This window comes from Aurantimonas marina (assembly GCF_017183135.1).
In the GTDB taxonomy this organism is placed as follows: Bacteria; Pseudomonadota; Alphaproteobacteria; order Rhizobiales; family Rhizobiaceae; genus Aurantimonas; species Aurantimonas marina.
The window spans coordinates 1-12,204 of record NZ_JADDXW010000011.1; the positions used below are offsets into that span (position 1 = coordinate 1).

Annotated in this window: 13 protein-coding genes and 1 tRNA gene; 7 read left to right on the forward strand and 7 right to left on the reverse strand. The window is 63.5% G+C overall.

The features are described 5' to 3' along the window. The first annotated feature begins 118 nt into the window (after positions 1 to 118). The 5 genes from ING15_RS12990 to ING15_RS13010 are packed head-to-tail and all read left to right on the forward strand — an operon-like array spanning position 119 to position 2,962. Positions 119 to 334, forward strand: a complete 216-nt coding sequence (locus ING15_RS12990) for a helix-turn-helix transcriptional regulator (protein WP_206455383.1) — start codon at positions 119 to 121, stop codon at positions 332 to 334. After that, entirely contained in the window at positions 324 to 551 is a 228-nt protein-coding gene (locus tag ING15_RS12995) for a hypothetical protein (RefSeq protein ID WP_206455258.1), read from the forward strand. The genes ING15_RS12990 and ING15_RS12995 overlap by 11 nt, the downstream gene beginning before the upstream one ends. Beyond that, positions 548 to 1,060: a putative toxin-antitoxin system toxin component, PIN family gene (locus ING15_RS13000; RefSeq protein ID WP_232845753.1), complete on the forward strand. Its 513-nt coding sequence runs from the start codon at positions 548 to 550 to the stop codon at positions 1,058 to 1,060. The genes ING15_RS12995 and ING15_RS13000 overlap by 4 nt, the downstream gene beginning before the upstream one ends. Continuing rightward, entirely contained in the window at positions 1,057 to 1,317 is a 261-nt protein-coding gene (locus ING15_RS13005) for a type II toxin-antitoxin system HicB family antitoxin (RefSeq protein WP_206455259.1), read from the forward strand. The genes ING15_RS13000 and ING15_RS13005 overlap by 4 nt, the downstream gene beginning before the upstream one ends. A 16-nt stretch (positions 1,318 to 1,333) precedes the next feature. Continuing rightward, a complete protein-coding gene (locus ING15_RS13010; protein WP_206455385.1) occupies positions 1,334 to 2,962 on the forward strand; it encodes a recombinase family protein in 1,629 nt (542 codons plus the stop codon). On the opposite strand, the gene ING15_RS13015 is transcribed toward ING15_RS13010, so the two are convergent. Beyond that, positions 2,919 to 2,995, reverse strand: a tRNA-Met gene (locus ING15_RS13015). The genes ING15_RS13010 and ING15_RS13015 overlap by 44 nt on opposite strands. 353 nt (positions 2,996 to 3,348) lie before the next feature. Between ING15_RS13015 and ING15_RS13020 the strand changes: the two genes are divergently transcribed. Then, positions 3,349 to 4,314, forward strand: a complete 966-nt coding sequence (locus tag ING15_RS13020) for a Gfo/Idh/MocA family protein (RefSeq protein WP_206455260.1) — start codon at positions 3,349 to 3,351, stop codon at positions 4,312 to 4,314. Between the two features lie 65 nt (positions 4,315 to 4,379). Here the strand turns inward: ING15_RS13020 and mnmA are convergent, their stop codons facing one another. After that, on the reverse strand, positions 4,380 to 5,552 hold the full coding sequence (gene mnmA, locus ING15_RS13025; protein ID WP_206455386.1) for a tRNA 2-thiouridine(34) synthase MnmA: 1,173 nt from the start codon (positions 5,550 to 5,552) through the stop codon (positions 4,380 to 4,382). A gap of 365 nt (positions 5,553 to 5,917) precedes the next feature. Here mnmA and sciP point away from each other — a divergent pair, with 365 nt between their 5' ends. Beyond that, on the forward strand, positions 5,918 to 6,208 hold the full coding sequence (sciP, locus tag ING15_RS13030; protein ID WP_206455261.1) for a CtrA inhibitor SciP: 291 nt from the start codon (positions 5,918 to 5,920) through the stop codon (positions 6,206 to 6,208). Between the two features lie 134 nt (positions 6,209 to 6,342). Here the strand turns inward: sciP and ING15_RS13035 are convergent, their stop codons facing one another. From ING15_RS13035 to ING15_RS13055, 5 genes are all read right to left on the reverse strand, one after another. Further along, positions 6,343 to 7,323 (reverse strand): ABC transporter ATP-binding protein, encoded by a 981-nt coding sequence (locus ING15_RS13035; protein WP_206455262.1) that lies wholly within the window; start codon positions 7,321 to 7,323, stop codon positions 6,343 to 6,345. Beyond that, a complete protein-coding gene (locus ING15_RS13040) occupies positions 7,320 to 8,291 on the reverse strand; it encodes an ABC transporter ATP-binding protein (RefSeq protein ID WP_206455263.1) in 972 nt (323 codons plus the stop codon). The genes ING15_RS13035 and ING15_RS13040 overlap by 4 nt, the downstream gene beginning before the upstream one ends. A 212-nt stretch (positions 8,292 to 8,503) precedes the next feature. Continuing rightward, a complete protein-coding gene (locus ING15_RS13045; protein ID WP_206455264.1) occupies positions 8,504 to 9,445 on the reverse strand; it encodes an ABC transporter permease subunit in 942 nt (313 codons plus the stop codon). Between the two features lie 10 nt (positions 9,446 to 9,455). Beyond that, positions 9,456 to 10,463, reverse strand: coding sequence for an ABC transporter permease subunit (locus tag ING15_RS13050; protein ID WP_206455387.1), 1,008 nt, complete (start codon positions 10,461 to 10,463; stop codon positions 9,456 to 9,458). A 127-nt stretch (positions 10,464 to 10,590) separates the two neighbouring features. Beyond that, complete coding sequence (locus ING15_RS13055; protein WP_206455265.1) at positions 10,591 to 12,186, reverse strand: ABC transporter substrate-binding protein; 1,596 nt, start codon at positions 12,184 to 12,186, stop codon at positions 10,591 to 10,593. Positions 12,187 to 12,204: the final 18 nt, after the last annotated feature.

Sequence of the window (12,204 nt, forward strand, 5' to 3'; positions counted from 1 at the left end):
TTATCGCCGTTTCCATCCGGCGCCGCGACGATTCCCCGAACCCTCTTGCGCCCCGGCAAGGGCCTGTCCTGACTGGACAAAGAGCCGTCAGAAACCGCCAGCCGGAGGCATCGCATCCATGCCCGCACCAGACCGTATCGTCCGCCTGAACACCGTTCTCTCCCGGACGGGCCTGTCTCGCTCCACCATCTATCGCAAGATCGCCGAAGGGACATTCCCCGTGCAGCTCAGGATCAGCATCAACGGCGCCGGATGGCGGGAGTCCGACATCGATCGCTGGATCGAAGATCCCGTATCGTGGAGGCCGGAGCAGGAGGCCGGTGATGGCCGATGACGAGCGGGGCTTCGGTAGAGAGAGACCGGCAAACGACAATCGCGCGCCGGCCGGTCAGGATACGGAGGGCGATACCGAAGCTCTCGAGCGGCTGGACACGGTGGTACTATCGATTGCTCGGCTGATCGGCAGGCGGATGGGGCGCGAGGACTACGAGAAAGCCATGCGCGCCGCCAATGACAATTCGCCGCCCGAAGCAGGCGACGATGACGGATGACGCTGTGCCCCGTGTTGCTGCGGGATAGCATGACCGGATGTGGCGAACGCAAAATTGACATCTTATGGGATGTCTATAAATTACCTTCCATGAGGCTGGTTCTGGACACCAACGTGATCGTGGCGGCGTTCCGCAGCCGCAACGGGGCAAGCAACCTGCTGTTGCGGTTCGTTGACCGGGGTGTGGTGACGCCGCTTTGTTCTACGGCGCTGTTTCTGGAATATGAGGCGGTGCTGAGCCGGGAGGAAACCCGGGCGGCGACGGGCCAAAGCCTGGAGGATGTCGCGGCGGTCATGAGCGCACTCGCGGCCGTGTCCGCGGGCGTCGACATCTCGTTTCGGACGCGCCCCATGCTGGCTGATGCCGCGGATGAGATGGTGCTTGAGGCTGCCCTGAACGGAGAGGCCGAGGCTATCGTGACGCATAATGTCAGGGATTTCCGCCCGGCGCTTAAGCTGGGCGTGACCATTGCGACACCGGGAGAGATCGTCAGGAGACTGAACACATGACACAGACCCAACGCTACAAATACCCGCTGCAATTGCCGCAATCGCTCAAAGAAACGGCGGTGCGTCTTGCCATGGAGGACGGCGTGTCGCTCAATCAGTGGATTATCTCAGCCGTGGCGCAGAAGATCGGTGCCGTGGAAACGGCTGATGATTTCCTGAAAGCGCGTGCTAGCACGGCAAAACGCGGTGATCTGACGAGACTTCTTGACCGTGCACCGGATGTGCCGCCGGCGCCGGAGGATGCCATCAAGGACTGACTGAACGGAGACCGCGATGACCCGCGCTGCCCTTTACGCCCGCTATTCCTCCGACAATCAGCGGGCAGCCTCGATAGAGGATCAACTGCGACTGTGCCGCGAGCATGCGGAGCGTGAAGGCTGGCAGATCGTAGAAAGCTATACCGACGCCGCAATCTCCGGCGCCAGCATGATCCTTCGACCAGGGATAAAGACGCTTCTCACGGATGCTCAGGATGCACGCTTCGACGTGGTTCTGGCCGAAGCCCTCGACAGGCTGTCCCGTGACCAGGAAGACATTGCGGCACTATTCAAGCGGCTTCGCTTCGCCGGTATTCGCATCGTTACCCTGTCAGAAGGAACGGGGGACGAACTGCATGTCGGCCTGAAAGGCACGATGAACGCTCTCTTCCTGCGTGATATGGCTGCCAAAATCAGGCGTGGCCAGTCCGGTCGCATCATCAGCGGATATTCCGCCGGGGGCCTGTCCTACGGATATCGTGTGGTCAAGAAGCTCGACGAGCGAGGGGAGCCGATCCGAGGCCTCCGTGAAGTGGACGAAGAACAGGCTGGTATCCTCCAGCGCATCTTCCAGGAATTTGCCTCGGGGCGTTCCGCCCGGACCATCGCCGCTGGCCTTAACCGCGACGGCATTCCCTCTCCCTTCGGCCGAGAATGGGGAGCCTCCACGATCAACGGCAATCTCAAGCGTCGCAGCGGCATACTCTACAACGAGGCCTATATCGGACTCCTGGTCTTCAATCGCGTTCAGATGGTCAAGGACCCGGAAACCGGCAAGCGCATCTCCCGCCCGAACCCGCCCGAGCAGTGGCAGGTGGTGGAAGCGCCTCACCTGCGCATCGTCAGCGACGAGCTATGGAACGCCGTCCAGGCACGCAAGAAGCTCTACGGTGGAACCCGGCTGCATAAGCGCAGAAGGCCGAAGCATATGTTCTCCGGTCTGGTGCGGTGCGGTTGCTGTGGCGCGACCTACACCATCAAGTCCCAGGATCAGCTCGCCTGCACAGCGCATCGGGAACGGAGAACCTGCGCGAACAACCGAACTGTTCGTGTGCCCGACCTCGAATGTCGCGTGCTTGAAGGCATCAAGCAACGGCTGCTCGCCCCCGATGCGATTGCCGAATTCCTTGCTGAGTATCATGCCGAGAGGAAGCGGCTGAACGCCATGATGCGGCGGGACCGGCACCAGATCGACAAACACCTAGGCATTCTCGATAGGCAAATCTCGAACATCATCGATTCCATAGCCGATGGTGCTGCAACGTCAGGCATGAAGACCCGGCTGATCGAGATGGAGGCGGAGAAGGAGCGCCTTACCGCCGATCTAGCCGCAATCTTGGATGCCAGCGATGTCGTGGAGCTGCATCCGGCCTCGATTGAGGTTTACCGCCGCAGGATCGCCGAGTTGCAGGAGGCGCTGCACTCCAACGAAGACGACCGCCAGGACGCGCTCAATGCCATTCGTTCGCTCGTCACAAGCATCGAAGTGATACCGCGCGGAGAAGGACGGGGGAAATTTGACCTGAACGTCCACGGTGCTCTAGCAGAGCTTCTCAACCTGCCTCACCGCAAATCGGGCGAACCACCGAACACTGCAATGATGGTAGCGGAGGAGGGACTCGAACCCCCGACACGCGGATTATGATTCCGCTGCTCTAACCAGCTGAGCTACTCCGCCATCTCTCTACGAGACGACCACTTCGGGTCGGCGGGGATATAGGAGGCGCAGGCAATGGCTGTCAATGGTCGGAGAAGCGTCTGCTGCGGCTGATTTGGCCCTCGCCAGTTGAAATCGCCGCAACCCGCCGTCACGCCGCGATTGCTCGCCCTCGGCAAGGAACGCGCCGGGGTCCGCCGCGAACGATGGCGATTGCCGCAGCCCACCCGCGCTGGTGGACATTGTCGGACCGACCCCTCCCCTCTATCCCCCAACCGTACAGACCTCGCAAGCATTGCTATCCAGCGCCGATCCTTGCGGCGAGGCCGCCGCTTCGCTAGGTCCGGTCCGACATCATCAGGAGAGAACGCATCATGTACCCACGAATTGCGGTCGTCGGTTGCGGACAATGGGGCCAGAACCACATCCGGACCCTTGCCGAGATCGGTGCACTGGCAGGCGTGGCCGATCGCCATGACGACCGCGCGGGGGCCTTCGCGGAACGCTACGGCGTCAAGGCGCTGTCTCCCGAGGCGGCGGTCGCGGCGCCCGATATCGACGCGCTGGTGCTGGCGCTGCCGGCATCCGCCCACGGCGCCATGGCCCGCGCCGCCTTCGCGGCCGGCAAGGATGTCCTCATCGAAAAGCCGATCGCGCTCGATCCGGCCGACGCGGAGAAGACGGCCGCGGCGGCGCGCGCGACTGGACGCTTGTTGATGGTCGGGCACGTCATCCGCTTTCACCCGGTGTTTCAGCGCCTTTGCGACATCGTCGCCGAAGGGCGGATCGGCACGGTGCGGCAGATGATCTCGAATCGGATGGGTCTCGGGCGGTTTCCGAGCATGGACGTGGTCTGGGATCTGGCGCCGCACGATCTGTCGCTGGTGCTGCATCTGGCCAACGGACATCCCGATTCGGTCGTTTGCCATCGTCGCACGGTGCTCAGCGACGAGACCGACATTGCCGACATCATGCTGGATTTCCCCGGCGGAATCGGCGCCGAGATTCATGTCTCGCGGGTGTCGCCCTATCGCGACCGACGATTCTCGGTGATCGGGACGGAGGGAATGCTGACTTTCGACGATCTGGCCCCCGAAGGCGAGAAACTAGCCCTTTATGCCCACAAGGTCTGGCGCGCCGGCCCGACATTCGACTTCGATAACGCACCCGCCGAATTTCTTCCGACCGAACCGGGCCTGCCGCTCGACCGCGAACTCAGGCATTTCCTCGACTGCGTCATGACCCGAACCGAGCCGGAAACCGGCGCCAGCGAAGCTGTCGAAACAGTCCGTATCCTGTCGCTGGCCTCACCGCTTTCGTCGCCGAACCTGGCGGCCTGAGGACGCTCGTCTTGGGCCAGCCGATCCATCACGCCGTCCGATCGGATGGCGTCGGACGGGCGAGCCTATCCGGCCGCCGCGACGGTTTCGGCCATGCCGGCTACGGGCGCAGGCCGAACCGTCTCGGCGATGACGCCGCCGCCAAGGACCTCGGCGCCGGCCCCCTCGCCCGCATAAAAGACACAGGCCTGGCCCGGCGCCACGCCATCCTCGCCTTCGGTGAGTTCGACCTGCCAGTCGCTGTCGTCGCCGACGATCCGGGCCGACGCCGGCGGGCGCGTCGAGCGCACCTTGACGAAGAGTTCGCGCCCTGAGGCAGCATGGGCGCCCGGCGTCTCGCGTCCGAGCCAGTTGACGTCGCGCAGACGCAGGCGGCGCGTCGCCAGCGCCTCGCGCGGCCCGACAACGACGCGCGCGGTCGCGGGCTCGAGCGCCACGACATAAAGCGGCTCGCCGGCGGCGACGCCGATGCCGCGCCGCTGACCGATCGTGTAATGCAGGATGCCCGCGTGCCGGCCGAGGAGCCGTCCGTCGACATGGACGATATCGCCGGCCTCGCCCGCGTCGGGCCGCAGCCGCTGGATGACGTCGCTGTAGCGGCCCTTGGTGACGAAGCAGATATCCTGGCTGTCCGGCTTGGCGGCAATCGCGAGGCCATGCTTGTCGGCGAGCGCGCGGGTCTCGGGCTTGGTCAGGCGGCCAAGCGGAAAGCGCAAAAAACCGAGCTGGGCCTGCGTCGTCCCGTAGAGAAAATAGCTCTGGTCGCGATCGAGATCGAGCGGCCGATAGAGACTGCGATGCCCGCCATTGGGTCGGCTGTCGATATAATGGCCGGTCGCCAATGCGTCGGCGCCCAAGTCCTTCGCCGTGGCGAGAAGATCGCGGAACTTGACGGTCTGGTTGCAGGCGACGCAGGGGATTGGCGTCTCGCCCGCCAGATAGCTTTCGGCGAACGGATCGATCACCGCCGCGCGGAACCGCTCCTCGTAGTCGAGCACGTAATGATGGATGCCGAGCGTCTCGGCGACCCGGCGGGCGTCGTGAATGTCCTGGCCGGCGCAACAGGCACCGGCGCGGCGGGCGCCCTCGCCCGCGTCATAGAGCTGCAAGGTAATGCCGACGACGTCGTAGCCCTCTTCATGCAGAATGGCCGCGACGACGGACGAGTCGACGCCGCCCGACATGGCGACGACCACCCGCGTCTCGGCGGGCGGCTTTGGAAGATCGAGGCTGTTCAACATCGGCGCCTCCTGCGGCGTCTCGGCGGTTCTGACGGCGGAGGTCCGTTTCTAGCGGGCTGGCACCGAAAAGCAAAATAATGCGGCAATGACGCTCCCTCTCATTCGGGACCTGACACGCATCGCACTGCGGCACAGGTAGGCTCCCGGCAAGAGCCTCGCAAGTCGTGCCCCGCAAAGGTTTTCGCCGAGACGGTCCGCGAAAGTCGGACGGACCCGCGAGGGTGCTCGGGAGCCGGGTTGCGCCCGGCGATCGTCAGTCCCTCAAACTCTTATCGAAACCTTACGGGAAGCTTGACGCTTTTTTTAGAAGCGCGGCGCTAGGGTGAGGTTCGATTAGGTCTTTGAGTTTTGTAGAGAGTACAATGACCGATCAGGTTAGACCACGCGTGAAATACGTCATCGGCCCGGACGGCAGCCCGTTGACGATTGCAGACTTGCCGCCCACAAATACCCGACGATGGGTCATCCGCCGCAAGGCGGAGGTCGTCGCGGCGGTTCGCGGCGGGCTTCTCAGCCTCGACGAGGCCTGTTCGCGCTACACGCTGACGGTGGAGGAATTCCTCTCCTGGCAGATGTCCATCGACCAGCACGGTCTGGCTGGTTTGCGCACGACACAGATCCAGGAATACCGCAAGAAGGTGGACCTGCACTGAACAGGGACTGCCCCCTTTTTCCGAGCGCCTGAGGAGACCGGCCCTGCCGGCTCGACAGCGATTGAAAGCCCCCGGTGAGAGCCGGGGGCTTTGTTTTTCATGCCCCTCTCAACCGCCCAGGAGGCTGGCAACGTTCAGGCCGGCGGCAATCGGCCTTCCTCCACCGCGAAACAGGCGACCTTGGTCGGGCCGTGTTCGACAAGGACGGGCAGTTCCGAGCGGCAACGGTCGTTGGCATAGGGACAGCGGGGGTGGAATGCGCAGCCCGGCGGCGGCGAGAAGGGCGACGGCAATTCTCCGGTCAGCCGGATGCGCTGCGTCTTCTTGCCCGGATCGGTCGCCGGCGTCGCCGACAGGAGCGCCCGCGTATAGGGGTGCAGCGGGTTCGCATAGAGCGCGTCGACCGGCGCGATTTCGACCGGACGACCGAGATACATCACCATCACCCGGTCCGCGACGTGCCTGACCACCGACAGATCGTGGCTGATAAAGATATAGGTGAGATTCAATCGATCCTGGAGATCGGCCAAGAGATTGAGGATCTGCGCCTGGATCGACACGTCGAGGGCCGACACCGGTTCGTCGAGGACCAGAATCTTCGGCTCCAGGATGATGGCGCGGGCGATCGCGACGCGCTGGCGCTGACCGCCCGAGAACATATGCGGATAGCGATCGTAGTGCTCGGGGCGCAGACCCACCTCGGCCAGCGCCGTCTCGGCCTTTTTGCGGCGCTCGGCGCGCGAAAGCTGGGTGTTGATCTTCAGTGGTTCCTCGATGATCGCCCCGACCTTCTGGCGCGGGTTGAGCGCGCCATAGGGGTTCTGGAAGACGATCTGGACCGTCGAGCGGAGCTTCTTGATGTCGCCGGGGTGATCGCCCGAGACGCGCACGCCATCAACGTCGAGTTCGCCCTCCGAGGGCGTCTCGATCATCGTCAGCATGCGGGCGAGGGTCGACTTGCCGCAGCCGGATTCGCCGACGATTGCCAGCGTTTCGCCTTGCTCGACGACGAAGCTGGCGTCCTTCACCGCCTTGAGATCGAGCGGCTTCTGGAACAGGCCGCGGCGCACCTCGTAGACCTGACTGACATTCTTGGCGGTGACGATCGCGTTCATCGGGCGTCTCCCGCGTTGAGGGGATAGTGGCAGAGCGCTTCCCCCAAAGCCGGCGGCTGGCGCGGCGGCACCACTGTGCGGCAGGTGTCGTCGGCCTTCGGGCAGCGGGGATTGAACAGACACCCGTTCGGCCGATCCCCCTGCCCCGGGACGACGCCGGGAATGGTCGGCAGGCGCGCGCCGGTGGCGCGTTCCGGGATCGCGGCGAGCAGAGCGGCCGTATAGGGATGGTGCGGCGTGTCGAACAGCGTCGCGACCGGCTGGCGCTCGACCTGCTGGCCGGCATATTGCACCACGACCCGCTCGGCGGTCTCGGCGATGACCCCCATGTCGTGGGTGATCAGGATCATCGCCATGCCGTGCTGCTTCTGAAGATCGACCAGGAGATCGAGGATCTGCGCCTGGATGGTCACGTCGAGCGCCGTCGTCGGCTCGTCGGCGATCAGAAGCTTCGGGCTGCAGGCCGTCGCCATGGCGATCATCACCCGCTGGCTCATGCCACCGGAGAGTTGATGCGGGAAGGCCGTCAGCCGGCGCTCCGGCTCGGGCATGCCGACCTGCTGAAGAAGCTCGACCGCGCGGGTCTGGCGTGCCTTGCGGTCGAGATCGGTGTGCGCCTTGAGGGCCTCGCGAATCTGGTAACCCACCGTGAAGCAAGGATTGAGGCTGGCCACCGGCTCCTGAAAGATCATCGCGATGTCGCCGCCGATGATCTTGCGCCGCTCGCGATCCGACATGGCGCGCATGTCGCGCCCCTCGAAAGCCATCTCGTCGGCGGTGACGGTGGCCGATGGCGGCAACAGCCCCATCAGCCCGAGCATGGCGACGGATTTCCCGGAGCCGGACTCGCCGACGATGCCGAGAACCTCACCCGGTTCGACCGTGATATCGACGCCGTCGACCGCCTTGAACGGGCCGGACGCCGTATCGAAGACGACGGAAAGATTGCGGAGCGAGAGAAGGGGCATGGGGCTGTTACGACGTCCGAAGGTCATCTATATGTGGGAGGCGAAGTTTTTGGAGGAATTGACTCATGGTCGGACCGATCAGACCTCTCGTCTGACCTGACTCGGCTGCGAACCGGGATCGCAAGTCCGCATCGGGCAATGAACGTCTCGAGCGACGCGAGCGCGCGTTCATTGCGGCTTCCGTCTAAAAGGCCGATCAGCGCTTCCACCCATCAGCTCCGCTTCATCTTCGGGTCGAGCGCGTCGCGCAGGCCGTCGCCCACCAGATTGATGGCAAGCACGGTGATGAGGATCGCCAGCCCCGGCAGGGTGACCACCCACCATGCCCTGAGGATGAACTCGCGCGCCTCGGCCAGCATCGTGCCCCATTCGGGCGTCGGCGGCTGGGCGCCCATACCGAGAAAGCCGAGCGCGGCAGCATCGAGGATGGCGTTGGAAAAGGACAGCGTCGCCTGGACGATCAACGGGCCCAGACAATTCGGCAAGATGGTCACCACCATCAGCCGCAACGGGCTCGCGCCGACGACACGCGCGGCGGTGACGTATTCGCGCTGCTTTTCCGCCATCACCGATGCCCGCGTCAGCCGAACGAAATGCGGCTGCAGGACCAGGGCGATGGCGATCATTGCGTTGGTGAGGCCCGGCCCGAGCACGGCGACGAGGACGAGCGCCAACAACAGCGAGGGAAATGCGAGGATGATGTCCATCACCCGCATGATGACGGTATCGAGCCAGCCGCCGGCATAGCCGGCGATCAGACCGACAGAGATGCCTGCCGACACGGCGATGACGACCACGACGACACCGATGAACAGCGAATAGCGCGCACCGAAGATCAGCCGGGAAAGAATGTCGCGACCGACGGCGTCGGTGCCGAGAAAATAACTCAGCCTTCCTCCCTCCTGCCAGAAGGGCGGCAGCAGCAGCGCCTCACGATTCTGAAGGACCGCCGAATGGGGCGCCACGAGTGGCGCGGCGAGCGCGATGAGAACGATGACGGCAAACACTGCGAGACCGACGACGGCGCCTTTGTTCGCTGAGAAATAGAACCAGAACTCGGCCAGCATCTGCCGGCGAACGCTCTTTACAGGCTCTCTGTCCGGGACGTCGCTGCCGATGCCCTCAGCTGCTTCCTGGGCTTCGATGTGGCTCATCTTCGGCCTCCTACCGTACCCGGACTCGGGGGTTGATCACGCCATAGGTGAGGTCCACCCCCAGATTGACGACCATGATGACCACGGCAATCAGCAGGAGACCGCCCTGCACCACCGGATAGTCCCGACGAAAGACGCTATCGACCATCCATTTGCCAATACCGGGCCAGGAAAAGATCGTTTCGGTCAGAATGGCGCCGGCCATTAGGACGCCGACCTGCAGACCGATCGTCGTCACCACAGGGATGAGCGCGTTGCGAAGGGCATGGACGCCGACCACCCTCAGTCGCGAAAGGCCTTTGGCGCGAGCGGTTCGCACATAGTCTTCGCCAAGCACTTCCAGCATGGCCGACCGGGTCTGCCGGGCGATTACGGCGAGCGGAATCGTTGCCAGGACGATCGACGGCAGGACAAGGTGAGACAGCGCCGAGGTGAACGCGCCTTTCTGGCCCGACAGCAACGAATCGATCAGCATGAAGCCGGTTTCCGCCGGGAAGTAGTACAAAAGCGAAATGCGGCCGGACACCGGTGTCCACTGCAGGACGCCCGAAAACAGGATAATGAGAAGCAGGCCCCACCAGAAAATCGGCATCGAATAGCCGACCAGCGCCGCGCCCATCGCGGCCTGATCGAACCATGAGCCCCGCTTGACCGCGGCGATCACGCCGGCCGGGACCCCCAGCAACACGGCGATGACGATGGCGCAGAAGGCTAGTTCGAGCGTCGCCGGGAACAGAGTGAAGAACTCGCCTGCGACGCCGCGCTTGGTGACGATCGACGTGCCGAAATCGCCCTGGAACAACCCCAGGAGATAGTCGAAATACTGCACGACCAACGGCCGGTCGTAACCGAGCTCGTGCATGATGGCGGCATGCCGCTCCGGCGCCATCACACGCTCGCCCGACATCAGCGCAACGGGGTCGCCCGGCAGCAGCCGAATGAAGGCAAAGGCGATGATGGAGACGCCGATAAAGGTGGGGATCAGCACCAGGACGCGAGAGAGAAGAAAACGCAGCATAACGATGTGTCGCATGTTTTCCGGCCGCCGGGTAGCGGATTCCGGAGGCTGGTGATCTGGCGGGAGCTACCAAAACGCAACGCGGGGCGGCCATGGCCGCCCCGCGTTGGACGAGCCGGAAAAACGACTACTCGGCGATGTCGACGCCGTCGAAGCGGTGATATCCGAGAGGATCCTGAACGAAGTCCTTCACCGATTTGCGCATCGGCATGAAGACCTTCGAATGGTCGATCGTCAGCCAAGGCGCCTCCTGCTTGAAGACCACCTGCGCCTGTTCGTACAGCTTGGCGCGCTCGGCCTGGTCGGCGACTTCCTTGGCCTTGGTCACAAGATCGTCGAACTCCTTGTTGCACCATTGCGCGCGATTGTTGCCGCCCACCGCATCACACCCCAGCAGCGTGTCGAGAAAATTATCCGGATCGCCGTTGTCGCCGGTCCAGCCCAGCATCGCGGCGCCATCGCGGTCCTTCACCTTGGACTTTTCGAGATACTCCCCCCACTCGTAGGAGACGATCTCGGCCGAGACGCCGACCTTCTGAAGGTCAGCCTGCATCAGCTCCGCCGCGCGGCGAGCGTTCAGCATGTAAGGTCGGCTGACCGGCATCGCCCAAAGCTTCATGGAGAGATTCTCGACCCCCGCATCCAGGAGCATCTTCTTCGACGCTTCGGGGTCGTATTTGTCGTCCTCGACCGCGTCGTTATAGGACCACATCGTCGGGGGGATCGGATTCTTGGCAACCGTGGCGGCGCCTTGGAATACGGCGTCGACGATCGCCTGCTTGTTGATCGCCATATTCAGAGCCTTGCGGACCTCGACCTTGTCGAAGGGCGCTTGCGTGGTGTTGTAGGCAAGGTAGGCGACGTTCAGGCCTTCCTGCTCCAGAACGTTGAGATCGGCGTTACCCTGCATTGAAGCAACATCGGCCGCGTTGGGATACGGCATGATCTGGCATTCGTTCGCCATGAGCTTCTGCGCGCGCACGGAGGCGTCGGTGGTGATGGCGAAGATCAGGTCGTCGATCGGCTGCTTGCCGGCCCAGTAATCGACATGCGCCTTGTAGCGGATGACAGCGTCGGGCTGGTAGGCGACGAAGGCGAAGGGGCCGGTGCCGTAAGGTTGCTGGTTCAGCATCTCCATCTGGCCGTCAGCTTCGAGCTTGTCGGCATACTCCTTCGACATGATCGAAGCGAAATCCATCGCCAGATCTGCCAGGAACGGGGCTTCGGGGCGGTTGAGGGTGAACTTAACAGTCAGATCGTCGACCTTTTCGACCGACTTGATCAGCTCGGGAAAGCCCATGCCTGCGGAATATTCCCAGCTCGTTCCTGCCACGTAGGCATTCCAGGGATTGTCGGATTTCAGCTGGCGCTCGAAGGAAAAGACGACGTCGTCGGCATTGAGGCTGCGCGTCGGGGTGAAGAACTCCGTGGTCTGGAACTTCACGCCGGGGCGTAGCTTGAAGGTGTATTCAAGTCCGTCGTCCGACACCTCCCAGGACTCGGCAAGCCCCGGCTCTGTCTCGGTCGAGCCATGCTTGAATTCGACGAGACGGTTATAGACGGTTCGCGACGCGGCATCGAAGGTCGTGCCCGCCGTATAGAGCGCCGGGTCGAAGCCCTCGGGCGATCCTTCCGAACAGTAGACGAGTGTCTTGGCCGATGCGGCGGAACCGAGCGCCAGCGTCAAGGCAGTCGCGGCAACGAGCCGGGTGAGCAGTTTCATGGATGGCATCTCCCTGAT

What these genes read in the sequence shown, in the direction of transcription:
- ING15_RS13010 (WP_206455385.1), top strand. Translation starts at nt 1,334, where the DNA reads ATGACCCGCGCTGCCCTTTACGCCCGCTATTCCTCCGACAATCAGCGG.
- ING15_RS13020 (WP_206455260.1), top strand. Translation starts at nt 3,349, where the DNA reads ATGTACCCACGAATTGCGGTCGTCGGTTGCGGACAATGGGGCCAGAAC.
- ING15_RS13005 (WP_206455259.1), top strand. Translation starts at nt 1,057, where the DNA reads ATGACACAGACCCAACGCTACAAATACCCGCTGCAATTGCCGCAATCG.
- ING15_RS13055 (WP_206455265.1), bottom strand. Translation starts at nt 12,186, where the DNA reads ATGAAACTGCTCACCCGGCTCGTTGCCGCGACTGCCTTGACGCTGGCG.
- ING15_RS13035 (WP_206455262.1), bottom strand. Translation starts at nt 7,323, where the DNA reads ATGAACGCGATCGTCACCGCCAAGAATGTCAGTCAGGTCTACGAGGTG.
- ING15_RS13045 (WP_206455264.1), bottom strand. Translation starts at nt 9,445, where the DNA reads ATGAGCCACATCGAAGCCCAGGAAGCAGCTGAGGGCATCGGCAGCGAC.
- ING15_RS12995 (WP_206455258.1), top strand. Translation starts at nt 324, where the DNA reads ATGGCCGATGACGAGCGGGGCTTCGGTAGAGAGAGACCGGCAAACGAC.
- ING15_RS13040 (WP_206455263.1), bottom strand. Translation starts at nt 8,291, where the DNA reads ATGCCCCTTCTCTCGCTCCGCAATCTTTCCGTCGTCTTCGATACGGCG.
- ING15_RS12990 (WP_206455383.1), top strand. Translation starts at nt 119, where the DNA reads ATGCCCGCACCAGACCGTATCGTCCGCCTGAACACCGTTCTCTCCCGG.
- sciP (WP_206455261.1), top strand. Translation starts at nt 5,918, where the DNA reads ATGACCGATCAGGTTAGACCACGCGTGAAATACGTCATCGGCCCGGAC.
- ING15_RS13000 (WP_232845753.1), top strand. Translation starts at nt 548, where the DNA reads ATGACGCTGTGCCCCGTGTTGCTGCGGGATAGCATGACCGGATGTGGC.
- ING15_RS13050 (WP_206455387.1), bottom strand. Translation starts at nt 10,463, where the DNA reads ATGCTGCGTTTTCTTCTCTCTCGCGTCCTGGTGCTGATCCCCACCTTT.